Annotated in this window: 21 protein-coding genes and 4 pseudogenes; 8 read left to right on the plus strand and 17 right to left on the minus strand. The window is 59.6% G+C overall.

Annotated features, from left to right (window positions below):
• The first annotated feature begins 17 nt into the window (after positions 1-17).
• The 4 genes and pseudogenes from ACFQT0_RS11450 to ACFQT0_RS11465 all read left to right on the plus strand — a co-directional run bounded on the left by ACFQT0_RS11450 (position 18) and on the right by ACFQT0_RS11465 (position 1,498).
• The gene (locus tag ACFQT0_RS11450; protein WP_380202845.1) at positions 18-197 is read left to right on the plus strand and encodes a hypothetical protein; all 180 of its coding nucleotides are present in this window, start codon (positions 18-20) and stop codon (positions 195-197) included.
• Positions 181-1,014, plus strand: a complete 834-nt coding sequence (locus ACFQT0_RS11455) for a RagB/SusD family nutrient uptake outer membrane protein (protein ID WP_380202847.1) — start codon at positions 181-183, stop codon at positions 1,012-1,014. The genes ACFQT0_RS11450 and ACFQT0_RS11455 overlap by 17 nt, the downstream gene beginning before the upstream one ends.
• Before the next feature lie 97 nt (positions 1,015-1,111).
• Positions 1,112-1,306, plus strand: a pseudogene (locus ACFQT0_RS11460) (RagB/SusD family nutrient uptake outer membrane protein); the annotation flags it as partial.
• Positions 1,307-1,315: 9 nt separating this feature from the next.
• Complete coding sequence (locus tag ACFQT0_RS11465) at positions 1,316-1,498, plus strand: hypothetical protein (protein WP_380206161.1); 183 nt, start codon at positions 1,316-1,318, stop codon at positions 1,496-1,498.
• Positions 1,499-1,578: 80 nt separating this feature from the next.
• On the opposite strand, the gene ACFQT0_RS11470 is transcribed toward ACFQT0_RS11465, so the two are convergent.
• Both ACFQT0_RS11470 and ACFQT0_RS11475 read right to left on the minus strand, forming a co-directional pair.
• Positions 1,579-2,490, minus strand: a complete 912-nt coding sequence (locus ACFQT0_RS11470) for a prohibitin family protein (RefSeq protein WP_380202849.1) — start codon at positions 2,488-2,490, stop codon at positions 1,579-1,581.
• Between the two features lie 104 nt (positions 2,491-2,594).
• A complete protein-coding gene (locus tag ACFQT0_RS11475) occupies positions 2,595-3,062 on the minus strand; it encodes a hypothetical protein (protein ID WP_380202851.1) in 468 nt (155 codons plus the stop codon).
• 144 nt (positions 3,063-3,206) lie between these two features.
• Here ACFQT0_RS11475 and ACFQT0_RS11480 point away from each other — a divergent pair, with 144 nt between their 5' ends.
• On the plus strand, positions 3,207-3,470 hold the full coding sequence (locus ACFQT0_RS11480; RefSeq protein ID WP_380202853.1) for a hypothetical protein: 264 nt from the start codon (positions 3,207-3,209) through the stop codon (positions 3,468-3,470).
• A gap of 165 nt (positions 3,471-3,635) precedes the next feature.
• Here the strand turns inward: ACFQT0_RS11480 and ACFQT0_RS11485 are convergent, their stop codons facing one another.
• The 5 genes and pseudogenes from ACFQT0_RS11485 to ACFQT0_RS11505 all read right to left on the minus strand — a co-directional run bounded on the left by ACFQT0_RS11485 (position 3,636) and on the right by ACFQT0_RS11505 (position 6,128).
• A complete protein-coding gene (locus ACFQT0_RS11485) occupies positions 3,636-3,992 on the minus strand; it encodes a hypothetical protein (RefSeq protein WP_380202855.1) in 357 nt (118 codons plus the stop codon).
• Between the two features lie 59 nt (positions 3,993-4,051).
• The gene (locus tag ACFQT0_RS11490; protein ID WP_380205992.1) at positions 4,052-4,516 is read right to left on the minus strand and encodes an S-adenosylmethionine:tRNA ribosyltransferase-isomerase; all 465 of its coding nucleotides are present in this window, start codon (positions 4,514-4,516) and stop codon (positions 4,052-4,054) included.
• A gap of 15 nt (positions 4,517-4,531) precedes the next feature.
• A pseudogene (locus ACFQT0_RS11495) lies at positions 4,532-4,639 on the minus strand (hypothetical protein); the annotation flags it as partial.
• 112 nt (positions 4,640-4,751) lie between these two features.
• Positions 4,752-5,366 (minus strand): annotated as a pseudogene (locus ACFQT0_RS11500) (S-adenosylmethionine:tRNA ribosyltransferase-isomerase); the annotation flags it as partial.
• A 6-nt stretch (positions 5,367-5,372) separates the two neighbouring features.
• Positions 5,373-6,128 carry a class I SAM-dependent methyltransferase gene (locus tag ACFQT0_RS11505; protein WP_380202857.1) on the minus strand — a complete coding sequence of 252 codons (756 nt, stop codon included), beginning with the start codon at positions 6,126-6,128 and terminating at the stop codon, positions 5,373-5,375.
• Positions 6,129-6,452: 324 nt separating this feature from the next.
• Here ACFQT0_RS11505 and ACFQT0_RS11510 point away from each other — a divergent pair, with 324 nt between their 5' ends.
• Positions 6,453-7,010, plus strand: a complete 558-nt coding sequence (locus ACFQT0_RS11510; protein WP_380202859.1) for a hypothetical protein — start codon at positions 6,453-6,455, stop codon at positions 7,008-7,010.
• Positions 7,011-7,097: 87 nt separating this feature from the next.
• On the opposite strand, the gene priA is transcribed toward ACFQT0_RS11510, so the two are convergent.
• From priA to rpsF, 10 genes and pseudogenes are all read right to left on the minus strand, one after another.
• Positions 7,098-9,332 (minus strand): replication restart helicase PriA, encoded by a 2,235-nt coding sequence (gene priA / locus ACFQT0_RS11515; RefSeq protein WP_449272061.1) that lies wholly within the window; start codon positions 9,330-9,332, stop codon positions 7,098-7,100.
• The gene (locus ACFQT0_RS31645; protein WP_449272062.1) at positions 9,262-9,558 is read right to left on the minus strand and encodes a primosomal protein N' family DNA-binding protein; all 297 of its coding nucleotides are present in this window, start codon (positions 9,556-9,558) and stop codon (positions 9,262-9,264) included. Before ACFQT0_RS31645 ends, priA begins: the two co-directional genes overlap by 71 nt.
• A 149-nt stretch (positions 9,559-9,707) precedes the next feature.
• The gene (locus tag ACFQT0_RS11520) at positions 9,708-10,574 is read right to left on the minus strand and encodes a hypothetical protein (RefSeq protein WP_380202861.1); all 867 of its coding nucleotides are present in this window, start codon (positions 10,572-10,574) and stop codon (positions 9,708-9,710) included.
• Complete coding sequence (locus ACFQT0_RS11525) at positions 10,559-11,806, minus strand: thioredoxin domain-containing protein (protein ID WP_380202863.1); 1,248 nt, start codon at positions 11,804-11,806, stop codon at positions 10,559-10,561. Before ACFQT0_RS11525 ends, ACFQT0_RS11520 begins: the two co-directional genes overlap by 16 nt.
• Positions 11,807-11,879: 73 nt before the next feature.
• Positions 11,880-13,721 carry a GSCFA domain-containing protein gene (locus ACFQT0_RS11530; protein ID WP_380202865.1) on the minus strand — a complete coding sequence of 614 codons (1,842 nt, stop codon included), beginning with the start codon at positions 13,719-13,721 and terminating at the stop codon, positions 11,880-11,882.
• 70 nt (positions 13,722-13,791) lie between these two features.
• Positions 13,792-14,094, minus strand: a pseudogene (locus tag ACFQT0_RS11535) (GSCFA domain-containing protein); the annotation flags it as partial.
• Complete coding sequence (locus ACFQT0_RS11540) at positions 13,994-14,413, minus strand: GSCFA domain-containing protein (protein ID WP_380202867.1); 420 nt, start codon at positions 14,411-14,413, stop codon at positions 13,994-13,996. The pseudogene ACFQT0_RS11535 and the gene ACFQT0_RS11540, both read right to left, overlap by 101 nt.
• Before the next feature lie 96 nt (positions 14,414-14,509).
• Positions 14,510-14,953, minus strand: coding sequence for a 50S ribosomal protein L9 (rplI, locus tag ACFQT0_RS11545; RefSeq protein ID WP_092677482.1), 444 nt, complete (start codon positions 14,951-14,953; stop codon positions 14,510-14,512).
• Positions 14,954-15,046: 93 nt separating this feature from the next.
• Positions 15,047-15,280, minus strand: coding sequence for a 30S ribosomal protein S18 (gene rpsR / locus ACFQT0_RS11550; protein ID WP_035561439.1), 234 nt, complete (start codon positions 15,278-15,280; stop codon positions 15,047-15,049).
• Between the two features lie 54 nt (positions 15,281-15,334).
• On the minus strand, positions 15,335-15,712 hold the full coding sequence (gene rpsF, locus ACFQT0_RS11555) for a 30S ribosomal protein S6 (RefSeq protein WP_380202869.1): 378 nt from the start codon (positions 15,710-15,712) through the stop codon (positions 15,335-15,337).
• 638 nt (positions 15,713-16,350) lie between these two features.
• Between rpsF and ACFQT0_RS11560 the strand changes: the two genes are divergently transcribed.
• Positions 16,351-17,565: a cytochrome c3 family protein gene (locus ACFQT0_RS11560; RefSeq protein WP_380202871.1), complete on the plus strand. Its 1,215-nt coding sequence runs from the start codon at positions 16,351-16,353 to the stop codon at positions 17,563-17,565.
• A gap of 155 nt (positions 17,566-17,720) precedes the next feature.
• The gene (locus ACFQT0_RS11565) at positions 17,721-20,762 is read left to right on the plus strand and encodes a TAT-variant-translocated molybdopterin oxidoreductase (RefSeq protein WP_380202873.1); all 3,042 of its coding nucleotides are present in this window, start codon (positions 17,721-17,723) and stop codon (positions 20,760-20,762) included.
• The last annotated feature ends 8 nt before the right edge of the window (positions 20,763-20,770 follow it).

Raw genomic sequence — 20,770 nt, forward strand, 5'->3', positions numbered from 1 at the left:
CTTAGCAATAACTTCCGATGAAAGATATCTTTTTCCGTTCGGCAACTCTCCTCACCTTGGGCCTGACTTTAGGCCTGACGGCGTGCGACAAGCAGCTAGATATTGACCCCGCGCAGGCGGTAGATGCTACCACGGCGCTCAACTCCGAAGACAAAGTAGGTAGCGGAGTAGTGGGCATGTATGCCCGAACTCGATAACTCCAACCTGTACGGCACCAACCTGATTCTGGTGCCCGAGCTGATGGCGGCCGACAACTACATTACGTTCCAGGGCACGTTTGCTAACCTACGCGACATTTCCCGCCGCCTGACCAAAGTTGACAATACCACTGCGGAAGGCATTTGGCGCGAGGCGTACCAAGCTATCAACCAAGCCAACCTAGTGCTTGACGCCCTGCCCGTGGTGACGAGTGCCACCTCAAAGGCGACGTTCGAAGGCGAGGCTCGCTTCATCCGGGGCGATATGTACTTCGAATTGGTACGTCTCTTCGCCAAGCAGTACAACGCGACCACGGCTCAGTCTGACCTCGGGGTGCCCATCAACCTCACGCCGGTGCGTACGGTGGAAGAAGCCAACCGCAAGGTGGCCCGCTCCACGGTGGCCCAGGTGTACGCTCAGGTTATCGACGACCTGACCAAGGCTGTTGCGCTGCTTCCCAAGACGAACGGTACCCGCGCCACCCGAGATGCTGCTAAGGCACTGTTGGCCCGCGTGTACCTCCAGCAGAGCAACTTTGCTCAGGCTCTCACGCTGTCTGACGACGTTATCAAGACCAGCGGTCGTTCCTTGGCACCCACGGTAGGCGCCGTATTTACAGGCCGTAATACTTCAGAGTCGCTGTTCGAAATCCAGCAGAACGACCAGAACAACGCCGGCACTGCCAACGCTGGCTTGGCCACTCACTTTGCCAGCATCGGCCAGGCTCGGCCGGGGCGACGTACGGGTAGATGCGCCTTTTGCCAACCTGTATGGGCCGAAAGATGCTCGTGGGACGGCTCAACTACTTTACAATAGCACCGGAGCACGCTCGGTATCTGCTCCCAATGTGGCCTTGCGTTCCGGCAAGTACACGGCTTATGGGCAGAATATCCCTGTTATTCGTCTAGCTGAGATGTATCTCACTCGGGCAGAAACGAATCAGCGCGCGGGTACGGCTGTTGGAGCTACACCCTGGGCTGATATTAACAGAATCAGAAGCCGTTCCCAAGCGGATTCAATCAACCCTAAGACTGTTAGTGTGGGTGGAGTTGTAGTGCGTAATCCTAGTCCTCTTGCAGGCACAGTGAGTTTAGCAGACATCCTGCGTGAGCGTCAGTTGGAACTGGCTTTCGAAGGCTTCCGCATCCACGACCTGAAGCGGACGGGTACCAACATTACCACCTCGACGGGCACGGTAATTCCCATCACCTCGAACATCCTGGTGTTGCCCATCCCGAAGCGCGAAACCGACCTGAACGACCCCGCTAACCCGGTGCTGATTCAGAACCCCGGCTACTAAGCTTCGGCTGGTTTAAGCTCACAAAAAAGCCGCTCCGATTATCAGAGCGGCTTTTTTATTGCCCTTGAGTGGGGTTGCTCTTACTTATCGCCCAGGAGCAGGCGCGGCGTGTTGCCCCGGCCCTGGCCCATGATGATGACCTTGGCATTGGGCGAGGTAGCAATGGCCTGGTTGGCCTTGATGGTTTCGTACTGCAGGAGCTTGTCGCTGAGCTGGGTGTTGATGATGCGCTGGTAGTCGGCAATGCCCTGGGCTTCTACGCGCTTGCGGTCGGCCTCCTGGCGCTCTTTCTGCACCACAAACTGCATTTTCTGGGCTTCCTGCTCGGCCGAAATCTTGCTTTCGATGCTGGTCTTCACCGACTGCGGCAGCTGGATGTTGCGGATAAGCAGTTGGTCGAGCTGCAGGCCGCTGCTGCGGAAGTCTTTCTCGATGGAGTTGAGAATGCGGGTCTGGAACTCTTCGCGGCGGGTGGAGTACAGGGCCACGGCGTCGTAATACACGGCATTGTCGCGGATGCGGGTGCGCGAAATGGCCCGCACGATTTTGTCCTGGTAATCCTCGCCGATGGTGGCCAGAATGCGGGGCGCCTGGGCCGGCACCACGTGGTAGAGCACCGTCAGGTCAATCACGACTTCCAAGCCGTCGGCCGAAAGCACCCGGATGGCGTCGTCGCCCGACTGCGAGCCTTCGCCGTGCTGGGCCGACATGGTGTAGTTCTGGGTCCGGGTGTCGAAGCGCGTAATATCAACCAACGGGTTTACCACGCTCAGGCCCGGCTGGAGCACGCGCGGCTGCACCTGCCCAAACAGCGTTTGCACGCCCACCTGCCCCACGCCAATCTGCACCACCGTGCTCAGCACGATGCCGAGCACCAGGAATGCGAAGCCCAGAAAGATGAGGCCGCCGCGCAATTGGCCCAGGCGCTCAGAAAATCGGGCAGCATTCAGCCCAAGAATCAAAAGCATGAAACCTAAAATGGTAAGGGTCATCGTCAAATAGGGAAGAATGAAGTGGGAGAGAGTTGAATGGGAAAAAGTGCACGCATGCGGGTACGGGCAGGCTTTCGGCTTGAGTGATGGGTGCAACAGGCGGGTTAGTCATCGTCTTCGTCGGGGCTGAAATCGAGGGTTCGGGCGAGGTCTACGCCTTCCTGGGCTACTTCCTCCAGCAGTTCGGGAGCATCCGCGTCGAGGGTGCGGCCGAAGAGGTTGAGCAGCGCTTCACCTTCTTCGTTCACGTAGAGGTTTTCGTAGAGACGGTCGAACAGGCGGGCTTCCCGGCCCACGATGCGGTCAATGTCTTCCGGCGAGCGCGCCTCGCTCAGGGCGCGGTGCAGCACGTCGAGCACCTGGCGGCTCTCGTCGTGCTCGCCCAGCTCCGACACCAGCTTGAGCAGGCTCATGGCCACGCCCAGGCGCACTTGCTCGAAGCGGAAAGGCCGCTCGGCGGGCGGGGCGGTGCGCAGCTGGTCGTAGGCGCGCAGGGTGGTAGGAGTGAGGTAATAATTCACGTCGTTGGGAGCGGTGAAGGCGAGGTGCAGGAGCTGTTCGTAAGGAGTCATGGCAAAAGAGCGGGCTGGGCCGCCGTAACACGGCCGGTGGTGGTGCGTAAGCAGAAAGCCGAAAGGTACGCGTCGAACCAAACCCACAGGGTTCATCGTGGCCCTGAGCTTGTCATTACACCCACTTCTTACTTTTCTTTTGCGATGACTCACAAAGACAAATGGCTGTTGTTTGCTCCGTTGGGCCTAGTCACTATCGGGGCCGGGGCTTGCATGGTGCAATGGGCCGGCCACAAGAAAGACCAGCGCGCGCCCACTTCGGAGTGGGTGGCCGCGGGCACTGCGGCCCTGGTGGTGCTCAATACGGGCGTGAGCCTCTTTGGGCGCGGCGTACTCGAGCGTATGAGCCACGAACTGCAGACGAACACGGAGAAAACCTCAGTGCCTCCTACTGATATGCTGGGGTAGTTTTTATTGAGCTAAAGCAGCACCGTCGGTGGCCAGCAGCGCAGGCTTAAACGCAAAAAAGCCCCGGCATTGCGGCCGGGGCTTTTTTAGGGAATTGGGCAGTAGCGGCTTTAAGAAAGTGCCAGTGGGTGCTGGGCTAAACTCGCTGTCTGCCAGAAGGTCAGCCTATTCGGTTTTCGCTTCCAGCTTTTGTGTGCCCTTTTTCACGGTGCTGCCCGTCTTCTGGGCACCGGATTTTACCGCGTGCCCCGTCTTCTGGGCACCGCGTTTCACCACGTGGCCGGTCTTTTGGGCACCGCGCTTCACGCCATGGCCGGCTTTGTGCAGCACGTTGCCTGCTGCATCCTTGGTATTATCGAGGGCGGCGCCTGCGTTGGTTTTGCCGGTTTTGGTCGTGGTTTTCACCGTGCCGTTGTCACGTACTTCAACTTCGGTTTTGGGCTTGGCAGGAGTTACATCTTGGGCGTTGGCGGCAGTCGTAAAGAGGGCTAGGCCAGCGAGCATCAAAAAGGACTTTTTCATAAGAAGGTCGATTTAAAGGGAAAAGTTGAGCGTTGTACGCAGCACCAGAGTAGAGGTTTTCAGCTCCGGGCTGCGGCCACTCCTTCTCCCATTACCGTGCCAGGCAGCAGCAGCGAGCTGTCGCCGTAGCTCAGGAACCGGTAGCCGTGCGCCAGCGCGTGGTCGTACACGGCCCGCCAGTCCGGCCCCAGTAGGGCCGCTACCAGCAGCAGCAAGGTGCTCTCCGGCTGGTGAAAGTTGGTGATAAGGCCCTGAACCAGCCGGAACTCGTAGCCCGGCGCAATGAGCAACTGGGTGCTGGCCTGCAGGGTGTCGGTGCCCGTGGCTTCCAGGTGCCGGAGCAGCGCCGTAAGGGCCGCTTCCGGGCTGATGCTGGCGGCCGCCCCGGCTAGCTCGTACGGCTGCCACTGTGTCACCCGCAGCTCGGCTTCATCGGGGCCAGGGTCGCAGCCCTGCAGCAGCCCAACGCCCAGCCAGTACAGGCTTTCGAGCGTGCGCAGGCTGGTGGTGCCCACGGCTATCACCGGCCGGGGCCGGTGGGCCAGCAACTGCCGCAAGAGGGCCGCGCTTACCAGAATGGGCTCGGTGTGCATGGGGTGGTCGGCCATGTGGTCGGCCTTCACCGGCTGGAAGGTGCCGGCGCCCACGTGCAGCGTGACGTGCCCCGTAGCGAAGCCTTGCTGCTGCAGCTCGGCCAGCAGGCTCAGGGGTGAAATGCAGCCCGGCCGTGGGGGCGGCTACTGCCCCTTCGGCAGCGGCGTACACCGTCTGGTAGCGCACGGCATCAGTAGGAGTGTCCTGCCGGCCCAGGTAGGGCGGCAGAGGAAGATGGCCGCCGGCCCGTAGCACCTCTGCAAAAGGCAAGTCGGCGGGTTGCCAGCGAAAATTGATGAGTGCCGTGCCCGCTTCCTGGGCCTCGCGCTCGGCCCAAAGCGTAGCGGCTTGCCCGTCGGCCGTCGTGAAATCGAGCGTAACCGGGCCTTCTTTCCAGCGGCGGCCGTTGCCCACCAGGCAGCGCCACGTGCAGTGGCCGGTTTGCTGCAGGGCCAGCTCCAGGCTGCGGTGCGGCGCCACGGGTTCGAGGCAAAACAGCTCAACCTGCCCGCCAGTAGGCCGCCGGGCCAGCAGCCGCGCCCGCACCACGCGGGTGTCGTTGAAAATCAGCAGCGCACCGGCTGGGAGTACTTGCGGCAGGTCCCGGAAGTACTTGTCGGCCAGCTGGCCGTTTCGGCTGACCAGCAGGCGGCTGGCGGCGCGGTCGGGCAGGGGCTCGGCGGCGATGCGCTCGGCGGGCAGCGGATACGTGAAGTCGTGAATGGAAAGGTCGCGCGGGTGGGGGCAGTCATGGGCGCAAAGGTCGGGCGGCCCGGTCATTGCCGCCTAGTTTGGCCGGCGAAATAACAGCAGGTGCTGCTGCGGGAGGGTTTCGATGGACTCCACAAACTCCAGCCCAATTGCTGCCATTTCCTTGCGGGCCTGCTCCACGCTCATCTTGTGAATGCGCTTGATGGGCACGTTCGGGTCCTCGGCGCGGTACTCTACCAGCGCCAGGCGGCCAGTGCCGGGGCGCAGAGCGCGCCGAATGGCGCGGCCCATTTCGCGGGGGCGGTCAAACTCGTGGTAGGCATCCACGATGAGAACCAGGTCCACGCTGTCGGCGGGCAGGGTGGGGTTGGTGCTGGTGCCCAGCACGGGGCGCACGTTGGGCGCGTTGAGCCGGCGCCGGCTGGCTTGCAGCGAGGCAATCATTTCCGGCTGAATATCGACGGCCAGTACCTGGCCCTTGGGCACCCTTTTGGCCAGCTGGAACGAGAAAAAGCCCGTGCCGGCCCCAATGTCGGCCACCACGTCGGTGGGTTTTAGCTTCAGCTCCTTGATGAGAATGTCGGTGCCTTCTTCCTGGCGCCGGCCGCTGCGTTCCAGCCAGCCCGACCCCTCGTGGCCCATGACGTGGGCAATCTGCCGGCCCATGTAATAGGTATTGATGCCGTTGGGGTCGCGGGGAGGCGCTATTTCGTAGCCACTGGTATCGGATACCAGGGTGGCCCGCAGGCGCTGCGTAGCGGTAGCAGAAGGCGATGTTTCGGCCGGAAGCTGGGTGCAGCCCAGGAGCAGCAAACTGGCCCCGCTACCCACGCTCACTGCACTTAATGCCCGTTGCCACGTTAAAAAAGAGTACCTCATACAATTCGCAAGTAAGCACATTCGGCTTAAGTTCAGTATTAAACAGCAACCGGTAAAAGAGCGTTCAGCCCAACAGTAGCGCCCGATATGCGCAGCATAACCTATCACTTAGGAGAAAGCGGGGGTGGCTAATTTGAAAAAGCCCATAGAAGTATTCACCTGTATGTACTTTTGGCCGTAGAACGAGCATTTCCTCATTCTCTTATCCCCCATAACTATGAAAAACCTTTTTCTCCCTTCACCAAGCTCGTCGCTGTTGCCGCGTGCGCCCTCACCTTGGGTAGCTGCAGCCGCGCCGAGTACGCCATGCTGCCCAAGGGTGGCTCGTACCATGGCGTAAACCGCGCCTCTACTCCGGTTCCCGCCCAGGCCCGGCCAACGGCTGCTGTTGCGGCAGCTGCTCCAGCTGCGGCCGTAGCTCCGGAGGCTATTGCTGCTGCTGCTCCCGCCACAACTGCTGCACCAGCTGCTCCCCAGGCCGCCAAGCGCCAGGCAGCAGCCCAGAAGCAGGCCGCTGCGCCCGCCGCTCAGGCAGTAGCCTCATCCAGCCAGGCAGTGGCCACCCCGGCCCCCAAGCCAAACGCCTTTCAGCGCGTAGCCCTGAACAAAGTGACCCGCAAGGTGGACAAGCTCATGCAGCGCGCAGGCACCGTGCGCCAGCACGACAACACGGCCTCGACCTCTGAGACCAGCGCGATTAGCGGCAACCTCCGCACCGGCATCATCCTTCTGCTAATCGGCTTAATTGTCGGTATTTTTAGCAACTGGGTGGGTGGCATTATTGTCCTGATTGGCTTGATATTCATCGTGCTGTGGCTGCTGGATAACTTGTAGGTCCCGCATTTAGCTCAACATAAAAAGGCCCCGGCTACTGGTGTAGTCGGGGCCTTTTTATGTTGAGCTCGTTGAGCTAAAGTGAGTTTACATTGGGTCCACGTCGGCCACCAGTCGGGCTTGCTTGAACTCTTTCTGGTCCTTCACCACGTCCATGGCGGCGCAAATCTGCTCTTTGGCCCATTTCAGGGCGGTGTGGGCGCGGTCGAGCTTGATGGTGATTTCCTGCAGGTAAAAATTGCGGATGCGGAAGATGTAGGGCGCCTCGGGCCCGAGCACGGCGGCGCGGCCCAGGCGGTCTACCAGTTCCTGAGTGAGCAGAATGGCTGCCTGCTCGCCCAGGCCCTGCTCCACGTGCTTCACCGTCATCTTAATCACGCGCATGAAGGGCGGGTAGCCGTGCTCGTGGCGCTGCACGATTTCGTAGTTGTAAAACTCCACGTAATCGTTGCGAATCACCTTGTCGAAAATCACCTGCGTGGGGTCCGAAGTCTGGATGAGCACCTTGCCTTTCTTGCCCTTGCGTCCGGCCCGGCCACTTACCTGCACAAACATCTGGTAGGCCCGCTCGTGGGCCCGGAAGTCGGGGTAGTGGATAATGCTGTCGGCGTTGATGATGCCCACCAGGCTCACGTTGGCAAAGTCGAGGCCCTTGGTTACCATCTGGGTGCCTACCAGCACGTTGGTGGCCTGCTTTTCGAAGTCGGCGATGATTTGCTGGTAGCTGTTTTTGGCGCGGGTGGTGTCCAGGTCCATGCGCTGGATGTTAGCCTGGGGCAGCATGATTTTCAGGTCGTCCTCAATCTTCTCGGTGCCGAAGCCCTGGGTTTTCACGGCGCGGGAGCCGCAGGCGGGGCACTGCGTCACCATGGAATCGTGGTAGCCGCAGTAGTGGCAGCGTAGCTCGTGGCTGTGCTTGTGGTAGCTCAGGCTCACGGCGCAGTTGGTGCACTTGGGTATCCAGCCGCAGTCCTGGCAGGCCACCACGGGCGCATAGCCGCGGCGGTTCTGGAACAGAATCACCTGTTCCTGCCGGCCCAGCGTGCGCTCCACTTCGCCCAGCAAATCGGCGGTGAAGTGGTTGTGCATGGTCTTTTTCTCGCGGGCCTTGCGGGTGTCTACCAGCTCAATATCGGGCATGCCAGCCTCGCCAAAGCGCTTGGTGAGCGACACCAGCCCGTAGCGGCCTTGCTTGGCCTGGTAGTAGGTTTCCACGGCCGGTGTGGCCGAGCCTAGCAGGGTTTTGGCGCCCTGGAAATGGGCCATCATCAGGGCCACTTCGCGGGCATTGTAGCGCGGGGCGGGCTCGTATTGCTTGTAAGAAGACTCGTGCTCCTCATCCACAATGATAAGTGCGAGGTTGTCGAAGGGCAGGAACACCGCCGAGCGCACGCCCACCACCACCTGGAAGCGGCCCGAGAGCACGCCGTTCCACACTTCCACCCGCTCGTTGTCGGAGAACTTTGAGTGGTACACGCCCAGTCTAGAGCCAAACACGCGCAGCAGTCGGCCCACAATCTGGGCCGTGAGGGCGATTTCGGGGAGCAGGTACAGCACCTGCCCGCCGCCCTCCAGTGCCTTGCGGATGAGGTCGATGTAAATCTCAGTTTTGCCGGCGCCAGTCACGCCGTGGAGCAGCGTGATTTCCTTCTCCCCGAAGTGGGCCATTATTTCATCCCGCGCCGTGGTCTGGGCCTCGGTGAGGGTGAAATGGAGCTGGGCCGTGGGCTCGTCCTCGAGAGGGAAGCGCGACACGATGACGTCGAACTGCTCCAGCACGCCGTTTTTGATGAGCGTGTTCACCGCCGAGGCCGAGAGGTGCGGGCTGCTGGTGAGCGCCGCCTTCTCAATCCCGTTCTGGTTGGAGTATTCGTTTTGGTACACCGGCACGCGCTGCAGGTACTTCATCAGCACATCGAGCTGCTTGGGCTTGCTGGACAGGCTGTTGAACAGCTGCTCAATCGACGCTTCCGATACAAAATGGTGGGCCAGGCGCACCTTCTTCACCACTTTGGGCGCGTACTTATCAGCCGTGTGCTCAAAGAGGAAGATGACATCCTTGTGCATCAGGGACTTTATCACCTTATGAAACGAGGTGATGCCCAATAGGTCGCCGACTTCGGTAAACGTTAGTGCTTTGCCTTCTTCGGTGCTGCCCAGCGCGTCCACAATCAGCTCTTCCTGCGGGGTGAGCGGGTACTCGTTTTCCTCGCGCGAGAAGGCCGGGTGGAGCTGAATGCGCGATTCTGAGCTAAGCTTGAGGGCCGAGGGCAGGGCCGCGTTTATCACCTCGCCGATGGTGCACATGTAGTAGTCGGCCATCCAGCGGAACAGCTTGAGCCTGGGGCTGGGTCACCACGGGCGCATCGTCGATGAATTCGAGGATGTACTTGGCTTGGTAGTTGGCCGGCGGAGTTTCGTGCACGGCCGCCACAATGCAGCTGAGCGTCTTTTTGGCCCCAAACTGCACAATCACCCGTCCGCCAATCACCACGTTGTCGTTGAGCTCAAACGGCACCCGGTAGGTGTAGAGCCGGGGCAGCGGCAAGGGCAGAATAACGTCGGCAAACAGCGTAACCCGGTCAGCTGCCGGGGCAGCGGCGGGGAAATAAAATCGAGAGCGAGACTCAAAACAGCAATAGGGTAGGGGCGGATAGTAAAGATAGCACGACGGTAGCGCCGGCCCATGCCCCGGCCCTACAAAGCAGCCAAGGCCTCGGCAACGCTATATAGCGGCGCCAAACAGGCCTGATTGCGGCAGATGTGCACGGCCGTGCGGCCTTCCGGCGCGGGTTTCAGGAGCTTAAGCAGCGGCAGCTCCGAGCTTTTCTTGGCGCCGGCCAGCACCGTGTCAAACAAAAAACGCCGGCTAAGTTCCTGGCGAAAACTTTCGACCTTGGGCCCGATGATGGCCAACTCGGCGCCGGGCCGCAGCAGCGCCGCGTACAGCGAGGCCCAGTTGGTAAGGTGCTGCGGCTCTTTCACGACCAAGTGCCGCACTTGAGCCAGCATATTGGCTGCTAGGTCGGTGTAGCGGGCGTTTTCCAGGTGCCGGCCCAGGCGGCGCAGGTTGTGCGCCATCACCGAATTAGAAGCTGGTATTACGTTGTCGAACAGCTCCTTTTTGCGGACAATGAGCGGCTCGGCGCTGCTGTCGGTGTAGAAAAACTGCGTTTCGCTTGGGTCAAAGAAATTGGCAAGCACGTATGCGGTCAGCGTTTCGGCTTCGCGCAGCCAAGTCTCGGTGAAGCTGACTTCGTAGAGGCTGATGTAGGCTTGAATGACCAGCGCATAATCTTCCAGAAAGCCGCTGATGCTGGCCCGGCCGTTTTTGCAGGTCCGGTTCAGGCGCTGGCCATCGCGCAGATTGGCTTGAATGAAGCGGGCGTTGCGCTCGGCTACGACCAGAAACTCCGGCTCGGCAAAGGCTCGGTAGGCATCAGTCAGCGCCTGGAGCATTAGGGCGTTCCAGCCGGTGAGGATTTTGTCGTCGAGGCCGGGGCGCACGCGGGTGGCGCGCACCGCCATTATTTTCTGCTTCCAACCAGTTACCAGTTCCGCCACCGCCGCCGGGGCCAGACGTGAGCGGCCGCAAACGCTTCGTCGGTTTGGCGGCGGTGCAGGATGTTGCGCCCGTGTTCCCAGTTGCCCTGCGCCGTGCAGTTGTAATAATCGGAAAACAGGGGCTCCTCGTCGCCGAGAATGTCGCGAAGCTCATCCTTCGTGAAAACGTAGAATTTCCCTTCTTCGCCTTCACTATCAGCGTCCAGCGACGAATAGAAGCCGCCGTCGGCATTGGTCAGCTCAAGCCGCACAAATTCAACGGTGTCATACACCACTTCCCGGAAAAGCTCCTCCTGCGTCACCTGAAAAGCTTCGCTGTAGAGGCTGATGAGCTGGCCGTTGTCGTAGAGCATCTTCTCGAAATGCGGCGCCAGCCATTCGGCATCCACCGAATACCTAGCAAAACCACCGTGGGCCTGGTCATAAATGCCGCCCCAGGCCATTTCGCGCAAGGTGAGCACAGTTTGGTCCAACAGAATCTTGCTGCCGCTGATGACGTGGGCGCGCAGCAAAAACCGCCAGATGCTGGGCATCGGAAACTTGGGGGCACGGTTCATGCCGCCCCGCTCGCGGTCAAACTTGACGCCCAGGTTGTATATCAATAGCTTGAACTCCTCATCGGAAACACCGGCGGGGCCGCTTTCAGGTGCCAGCCCTAGCCCAAGCGAAGCAGTGGGAACGTCCAGATTCTGGGCTTCTGCCTTCTTGCTGGCCCCGTATTTCTGCAGCTCGCTGGTGCCAATTACCTCCATAAACCGCTCGGCCGACTGCTCCAATTCGCTTCGGTGCTCGCCGGCGTAAGCCTGGCCGATGTTCTCCAGCAGCTTCACCCAATTTCCCTTTGGAAAGTACGTGCCGCCATAAAACGGCTTGGCATCGGCAGTCAGGAACACATTGAGCGGCCAGCCGCCCTGCAGACCCATGGCGTGCAGGGCATCCATGTAAATCTGGTCGACGTCGGGTCGTTCCTCGCGGTCGACTTTGATGCACACGAAGTGCTGGTTCATCACCGCCGCCACGGCCTGGTTTTCAAACGATTCGCGCTCCATCACGTGGCACCAGTGGCAGGCGGCGTACCCTATGCTCACCAGAATTGGTTTCTGCTCGGCTTGGGCCCGGTTTAGCGCTTCGGGGCCCCAGGGGTACCAATCCACGGGGTTGTGGGCGTGCTGCTGCAGGTAGGGGCTGGTTTCCTCAGCGAGGCGGTTCGTGGGTTGTGAAGCGTGGGCCATAGCAGATAGCAGAAAGAATACGAATGGCAATAAAACGCCAAACCCGGCTTCGAGGGCCGGGTTTGGAAAATAATTAAGCAGGCTTGGTAGGCTTTTTCGCCGGTTTGGGCTTAGAAGCTGGAGGCTTGGCTGCCGCAACTTTAGGTTTTGCGGCTGGTTTCCGTTTGGGTTTGGCTACCGCCGTTTCGGGCGCCTCGACCTCGGCTGCCGGAGGGGCGGCTGTGGGCACAGGCGCTTTTTTCGCGGGCTTGGCCTTTGGGGCTACCGCCTTTTTCGGGGCCGCCGCTTGTTTAGGCGTAGCTGCTTTCGCAGCCGCTGGCTTCTTCGTTGCGGGTGCTGGCCCGGCAGTTGGCTCAATTAACGTAGCCGAAGAACCCGTCATGCGGCCGGCAGCGACCTGCGTGCGTAGCTCGTCCGAAATGGGCACCACTGGCACATCAATGGCAGGCTTCTCCGACCGGCCGCCGCTGACCACTCGCTTAGCCCGGTTGGAACGCCGGGCCGGCGCTGGGCTCGTGGCGGCATTCGCAACCGAGTCAGCAGCAGCTTCCGCCGGTATTGGACTGGGAACAGGAAGATTTTCGCGCCGGTTGCGGTTATCAGCGCTGCTGACAATTGGCTCAACCACACCGGAAAGCTGCTCAGCAGTACCCATCACCGGAAGGGGCGCTACTTCAAACGATTCAGGAGCAGTAATCATCCCTCTCGGCGCTTCCGCAACGGGAGTTTCTACGGCTCCTTTCCGGCCTCTATTTCGATTATTTCGCGATTTGGAATGGGCCGTAGTCAGCGTTGTCGCTGCCTCGGTTATCACCGCCGGGGCTTGTACTAACGGTACTGCTGCTTCTACGATGGGCACTTCTGCATCCACCGATTGGGCTGAAACCTTGATGGCTACATCGTTTGATACATCGTTGGCCGAAGCATCGTCAGCCGGAGCAAACAAGGGTACCCGCGGTACTCGGCCTGCGTCGTTGCGGCCTCGGCCTCGCTTGACGGGCACCGATTTGGTAATCACCGACGACTTCCTGCTTTCTGGCCGTTCGTCAGGGTTTTCAGTTACAGCAGCAGCTACGGGCTCTGGTGCCACATTGCCGGGCTCGGGCATTAGCTCGCTGCCTGGCTCAATTTCACCGGCTGCCAGGCGCAGAGCATTCTTGCGGGCGGTGCGTTTAGCTCCGCCACGCGAGCGGCGCTTTTTCTTTTTCGCCGGCGCTTCGTTCCCATCAGCAGGCTCAAGAGAGACAGGCGCAGCGGCTTGCTCCAATAGTTCTTCGGAAATGCCCAGCTTGGTGGGCAGAAGTGCCATCGGCTCAGCAGGAGTCAGGCTGTCCTGGTCGCCCGCGAAAGCTTCCGAAGCCTGAAATTGCTCGTTTTCGGCAGGCATTTGAGGCTGACCCTTGCCCCGGCCATCGCGCCGACCCCTCTCCGGGCGGCCCGAGCGCGCAGCCCGCTGGGAGCGAAATTCCTCGGGCGACAAGCGCGGCAGCCGGTTTTCAGCAACCGGCGCGGCCGCACCCTCCCGCGGCATCACCGGGGCCTCGGAAGAAGCCGCGCCTTCGCCGATATCAATCCGCTCTTCGTCATCCTCCGCCAACACGGCTGGTTCCGGCTCCATCGGCACTGGCAGCGCGGCCAGCTTGGTGCTCACCTCGCTTAGCTCGTCCGTTACGGGTACTCGTCGCAAGCTCAGCTGTTCTAGCTTGGCGAGGGTGCTTTCCAGGAACTGGCGGTGTTCCGGCGCGCCGGCATGCAGCGGGCGGTGGCCCAACGACTGCCGCACCGAAGCCCATTCCTTGCGGAACCGGCCAAAATCCACGTCGAAATACGTCCGGGCAAATTTGTCCCAGATGTACTCCTCGGCTACTTCCGACGGGTGCAGCATGTCGGACGCGTAGAAGCGGTAGTCGCGCAAGTCGTCCAGCAGCAGGCTCGTATGCGGGGAAATATGCCACGCCCGGCAGCAAGTCGCTCACGATGTGCGTGGCCACCCGCAGCACCGATTTGCTCACCGCGTTCAACGGCAGCGTGTCTTTCAGGTGCCGCACGGGGCTCACCGTGAGCACAAAGCGCAGGTTGGGATTGATGCGCCGCAGGTAGGCGTGCGTCTCCGCCAGGGCGTTGATGATTTCATCGGGCGTGAGCAGCTCCCGCACAAATAAGTCGGCCGACTGCTTGTGGCAGTTGTTAACCAGCTCGCCAGTTTCGCGCAGGCGGTAGGCCCAGGCCGTGCCCAGCGTGAGCAGCACCACATCGGCCTGGCGCAGGAACTCGCCCGTGCGGCGCACCAGGCTCCTGAATGGCTTGCAGCAGCTCAACCGGCGAATCGGCACCAATGCTGCCGTGCAGGTCGTAGCTCTGCCAGCGGCCACGCGCCTCCACCAGATGCTGCTGCCAGTCCACTTCTTCGCCCGCCGCCGCCCTCAGCAGGCTGGGCCAGCGCCAAGGGCTGGAACACGGTGCCAAAGGATTTACCAAGGCTTCTACCTTGTTGGCCAGCAGCCGCGAGCCGATGCTGTCGGCAAAGCAGGAGCCCATGGTGAGGACCCGCGCCGTGCGCGGCAACTGGTCCGTGGCCGGAGCAATAGAGAGTTCGGTTCTAAACATCAAAGCAAAAATAGCCCTAAAGCTGTATTGGGCCCGTAGGTGTAATAAAAAGCCCCACCAAAAGGCGGGGCTTTTCTAATTGTGGTTGAGCGAGAACTACTCGGCTACAACGCGGAAATTAATCGTCTGCTTCACTTCCTTGTGCAGGTTAGCGGTAGCAGTGTAGTCGCCGGCAGCCGAAGGCTCCTGGTCGAACGACAGACGCTTGCGGTCTACGTCCACACCTTTGGCTTTCAGCGCTTCGGCCAATTGCAGGGTGGTTACACGGCCGAAAATCTTGCCGCTTTCGCCCACTTTAGCGCGGATTTCCAGGAACGCATCACCGATTTGGTCGGCAATGGCTTGGGCATCGCCTTTGATTTTGTCGGCTTTGTGAGCCGCCTGGCGCACGTTCTCAGCCGTGATTTTCTTGTTGGTTTTGTCGGCCAGCATGGCCAAACCCTGCGGCAACAAGAAGTTGCGACCGTAGCCCGATTTCACGGTCACGATGTCGTTCTTGTAGCCGAGGCCCTTAACGTCGTCTTTGAGGATGATTTCCATGTCTTATTCAGAATTATGAGTTTTGAATTATGAGTGATGAGTTAAGAAATGCCAGGAGTAGCAACTCAAAACTCAAAACTTATAACTCATAATTTATTTCAGGGCGTCAGCTACGTAGGGCATCAGAGCCAAGTGGCGGGCCTTTGCAATGGCCTGGGTCACTTTGCGCTGAAACTTCAGGCTGGTACCGGTGAGGCGGCGGGGCAGCACGCGGCCCTGCTCGTTCACGAACTTCAGCAGGAAGTTCGGGTCTTTGTAGTCCACGTACTTAATGCCGTTCTTCTTGAAGCGGCAGTATTTCTTGCGGGTGTCCTGCGGCTTGTTCATAGCCGACCGGTCGTTGTTCCGGTTGTATGCGGGAGTTGCCATATTACTACTGGATTATTGGGCTACGCCTTCGGTTTCTTTTGCAGCCTTTTGCAGGTTCATCTCGCCGTTGCGGCGACGGGTGTTGTACTCCACGGCGTGCTTATCGAGCACGGTGGACAAAAACCGGATGATGCGCTCGTCGCGGCGGAAAGCCAGCTCAAGCACGTCAACAATGTTACCACTTCCAGTGTACGACAGGCAGAAATAGTAGCCTGTGTTTTTCTTCTGAATCGGGTACGCCAGCTTGCGCAGGCCCCAGGCTTCAGTGGACAAAATGGCGGCGCTATTTTCCTTAAGCACCTGGGTGAACTTCTCGACCGTCTCTTGCACCTGGCTCTCGTTCAACACGGGAGTTACGATGAAGACCGTCTCGTAATTTCTTACTTCCATTACGACGGGGTGAAAATATAGGGGTGAAAAAATTGATTGGGGCGCAAAGGTACTGACTTTCGGGTAGATTGCCAAAGGTCCTCTTGCACTTCCTTATAGTAATACCTCAAGAACCAGGTCAGGCGGCTTCAGCATGCAAGAAATAACTTGCCGCAAGCGCTGCCCTTTACTGATGCAGAAGGAATGAACCCGCGATATCGGCATAGCCGCAAAGCCCGTTTATCCGTACTTGGTAGGGCTAAAGCCAACAAAATTCGCTGACATGGGTTGTAATTCAGCGTCTTAAGTTGCTTTAAGTGCTCTTGTGTGGGTGTCAGGCGGCATTAGAGTCCTGTAATCGGGTTGCCGGTGAGGGCTTTAGTGGCAAGTAGGAGCGGGGAGCTTATAAGCGGGCCCGCGATGGCCAGCCGAGGATACCCAGAAATTGCATTTCACTTTTTGCCGCCTACGATTCCTGACCTACATTTGTGGCCTTGAAATGCCCTAGCGTTTCGTTTTACCGTCTATTTTCTTATGAATAGCATTCGACTTCGTTCGTTACCTAAACTGCTGCTGGCGCTCTTCCTCACCTTTGCCGGCGCCCAACAGGCTGCCGCTCAAGGCGCGGGAGCCGCTGCCGACGTGAAAAAGAAGGAGTGGTGCCTGGTGCTACCGCGGCCGCTACTCCTGCTACGGCTACCGCCCCGGGCGCTGGTGGTGGCGATGCCGCTGCTATTGCCGCCGGCGACGCCTTGTTTAAGAACAACTGCGCGCAGTGCCACGCCGTGAACGAGCAGGTGGTGGGCCCGGCCCTGGCTGGCATCACCAAGCGCCGGCCGGTCTCGTGGCTGCTGCCCTGGATTAAGAACTCGAGCAAGGTGGTGGCCAGCGGCGATGAGTACGCCGTAGCCATCTTCAACAAATACAACAAGCAGCAGATGCCCTCCTTCGCGCTGTCCGACCAGGAGGTTAACTCCATCCTGGCTTGGGTAACCTCGCAGGAAGGCCAAGCGGGCCCCACTGCCGAAGCTAAGCCAGTCGTTGATGGTAAACCCGGTGATGAAGCCGCTGCTGGTGGCGCCGAAGCCGGTGCTGGTAAGTACGTTGACATCCTGTTGATTGTCCTCGTCGTGGTTTTGATTGTACTGGTGGTGACACTGGTCATCATTGGCAACCTGATGAAGGACGTGTTGCGGGGCCGCAAGGACCTAGACGGCCGCGATGTCGAGATTCTCGAGCAGCGCTTCGACTGGGGCAAGATGTACCGTTCGCCCATGCTGCGTGGCATTGTCGGAGTGGTATTCGCCCTGGTACTAGTATATGCTGGTGTACAAAGCGTAATGGCTGTGGGCCTGACCCAGGGCTACCAGCCCACCCAGCCCATTGCTTTCTCGCACAAGCTGCACGCCGGTCAGCACCAGATTAACTGCGCCTACTGCCACACTTCGGTATATAAGAGCAAGTCGGCCAACATCCCTTCGGCCAACATCTGTATGAACTGCCACTCGCAGATTAAGACGGAGTCGCCCGAAATCAAGAAAATCTACCGCGCCATTGAGCGCAAGCAGCCCATTCAGTGGGTACGCATTCACAACCTGCCCGACCTGGCTTACTTCAACCACTCCCAGCACACTCAAGTGGGTGGCCTGCAGTGCCAGACCTGCCACGGTCCTATCCAGAACATGGAAGTAGTGTACCAGTACTCGGCCCTCACCATGGGCTGGTGCATCAACTGCCACCGCGAGATGCCCATCAACGCGAAGGACAACAAGTACTACGACAACCTTGTGAAGCTGCACGACACCAAGAATGCCGGCGCTCCCTTCACCGTGTCGTCGAACGGCGGCACCGAGTGCTCGAAGTGCCACTACTAATTGGCTAATAGAACCCTAGCTCTGAAGGTCGCCCTAACGATTTTAAGAGCCAGGGTTCTAACTCCCCATCACAGAAAATTCCGCTCAAAAATCAAGTACCTCTCGGCTTAGCCGGCCCCAAGCCCCTAAGACCCTGAGTCCCTAAGTCCCCGAAAATGAAGTACTGGAAAGGAATTGAGGAACTGGAAAGCGCCCCGGAGTTCATGCAATCGGCTTTTGCCGAATTCATGCCGGTCAAGGAAAGCCATGCGAGCAGCGATGCGACCTCGGCTCCCCGCCGCGACTTCCTCAAACTAATGGGTTTTGGTGTGGCGGCAGCCACGTTGGCCTCTTGCGAAACCCCGGTACGCAAGGCCATCCCATACCTCAACAAACCCGAGGAAATTGACCCGTCGATTTCCAACTTCTACGCCTCCACCTACTTCACCGGCGCCGACTACAACGCGGTTTTGGTGAAGACCCGCGAAGGCCGTCCTATCAAGCTGGAAGGAAACCCCGAGTCGCCCATCACCAGCGGTGGTTTGTCGGCGCGTGCTCAGGCAGCCGTGTTGAGCCTCTACGACGGTGGTCGCTTGCAGCACTTTGCCATTAAGTCGGGCAATGAGCACCAGAAAGCCGAAGTTGCGGCGGTAGATAAAGCCATCCGCACCAAGCTGGCGGCAACGACTGGCCGCATTGCCATCGTATCGCCCACCATCATCAGCCCCACTACCAAGAAGGCAATTGCCGAGTTTGCAGCGCGCTACCCCAACACTACGCACGTCATGTACGACGCGCAGTCAGTAACGGGCCTGCTGCAAGCAAACAACGGCATTGTGCCCAGCTACAACTTCGGCCGGGCCAACATCATCGTGAGCCTGGGCGCCGACTTCCTCGGTACCTGGATTTCGCCGGTAGAATACAGCCGCCAGTATGCCATGACCCGCAAGATTAGCCGGGACAAGCGCAGCATGTCGCGCCACTACCAGTTCGAAACGGCCATGACGCTGACCGGCTCCAACGCCGACATTCGCGTGCCGGTTAAGCCGTCGGAGATGGGTGCTGTGGCATTGGCTCTGTACAATGCCGTAACCGGTGCCGGTGGTGCATCTGCTTACAAAAACGATAAACTGGCTCAAGCTGCCAAGGACCTGACCGCCAACCGCGGCGCCAGCCTCGTGGTATCGGGCTCGAACGACCCAGCTGTACAGGCGCTAGTAGCGGCCATCAACCAGTCGCTGGGCAACCTCGGCACTACGGTTGACCTGACTGCCCCGAGCTACGTGCGTCAGGGCGACGACGCCCGGATGGCTGCCCTGGTAAATGACATGAACAACGGCAGCGTTGGCGCCGTCATTTTCTACAACGCCAACCCTGTTTACAACCACCCGTTGGGTGAGAAAGTGAAGTCGGGCATTGCCAAAGTGCCCCTGACGATTTCGCTGAATGACCGTCTGGACGAAACCGGTGTGCTTTGCCAGTATGCCGCTCCCGACAGTCACTGGCTGGAGTCGTGGAACGACTACGAGCCCAAGCGCGGATTCCTGAGCCTGGCTCAGCCGGTTATCACGCCGCTCTTCACGACCCGTCAGGCCCAGGAAAGCTTGCTGCATTGGGCTGGCAACAACACGAATTACTACAAGTACTTGCGTGCTAGCTGGCGCGCCATTACTCCAACCGATGCTGCTTGGGATAAGGTGGTACACGACGGAGTGGCCACCGGTACGGCTCTGGCTCCGGCCCCGGCCATGATGAGCGCCGCGCTGGCTCCGGCCGCTGCCGTAGCTCAACTCAGCCGCACGGCCAAGCCCGCTGGCAATGCCGTTGAGCTGGCTTTGTACGAAAAGGTAGGTCTAGGCGCTGCTGGCTGCGAGGCCAACAACCCCTTCCTGCAGGAATTGCCCGACCCGGTTTCGAAAGCAACTTGGGGCAACTACGTGGCGGTGCCGCGTAAGATGGCTATCAAGAATGAGTGGGAGCAGGGCGACGTCGTGAAGGTGTCGGCCAACGGCTACACGATTGAGCTGCCGGTGCTGATTCAGCCCGGCCAGGCCAACGACACGGTGAGCATCGCCCTGGGCTACGGCCGTACCCGCGCTGGCAAAGCCGGCGACCAGGTAGGCGCCAATGCCGCTCCGTTTGCTACCGCAACAGCCAACGGGCTGATGTTTAGCAACGTGGTGACGCTGACGAAAACCGACGCGACCTCGCCCATTGCCCAGACCCAGACGCACCACACCATCATGGACCGCAAGCCGGTGGTGCAGGAAAACACGCTGGCTCAGTACATCAAGAATCCGAAAGAGGTAACCGAATACGAGAAAGTTGCCACGCCGGATGGCCTGGAGAAACCCAACAAGGTTTCGCTGTGGCAGGACTACTCTTACAACAACCACCACTGGGGCATGGCTGTGGACCTCAACTCGTGCATTGGCTGCGGCTCGTGCGTGATTGGGTGCCAGACCGAGAACAACACGGCTGTAGTAGGCAAGCAGGAGGTTATCAACCGCCGCGAGATGCACTGGATGCGCATTGACCGCTACTATAGCTCGGACCACCACAAGGACGAGTTTGAGACGGTTGGCAAAGTTGGCACATACGCCGCCATGGAAGACCCTTCGGATAACCCGCAGGTTATTTTCCAGCCGATGATGTGCCAGCAGTGCAACCACGCTCCCTGCGAAACGGTGTGCCCGGTACTGGCCACCACCCACAGCACGGAAGGCCTCAACCAGATGACGTACAACCGTTGCATCGGTACCCGTTACTGCGCCAACAACTGCCCGTACAAAGTGCGTCGCTTCAACTGGTTCTCGTACTATTCCAACGAGAAGTTCGAGACCGTAAACGGCCACATGTTCACCGACCTTGGCCGCATGGTGCTGAACCCCGACGTAACCGTACGGGCCCGCGGTGTGATGGAAAAATGCTCGTTCTGCATCCAGCGCATTCAGTTGGGCAAGCTCGAGGCTAAGAAGCAGAAGCGCCGCCCCATGGATGGCGAGATTGTTTCGGCTTGTGCGCAGTCCTGCCCCACGGAGGCCATCGTGTTTGGCGATATGCGCGACCCGAACAGCCGCCTGAGCCAGCTGCTGCGCCGCGAAGACGGCGAGCGTGCTTTCCACGCACTTGAGTCCATCAACGTGCAGCCCAACGTGACCTACTTGACGAAGATTCGGAACGCAGAATCTGAGTTCTTCGCTAAAGAAAACGCTTAATAATCACT

The organism is Hymenobacter humi (genome assembly GCF_042665855.1).
Lineage (GTDB): Bacteria > Bacteroidota > Bacteroidia > Cytophagales > Hymenobacteraceae > Hymenobacter > Hymenobacter humi.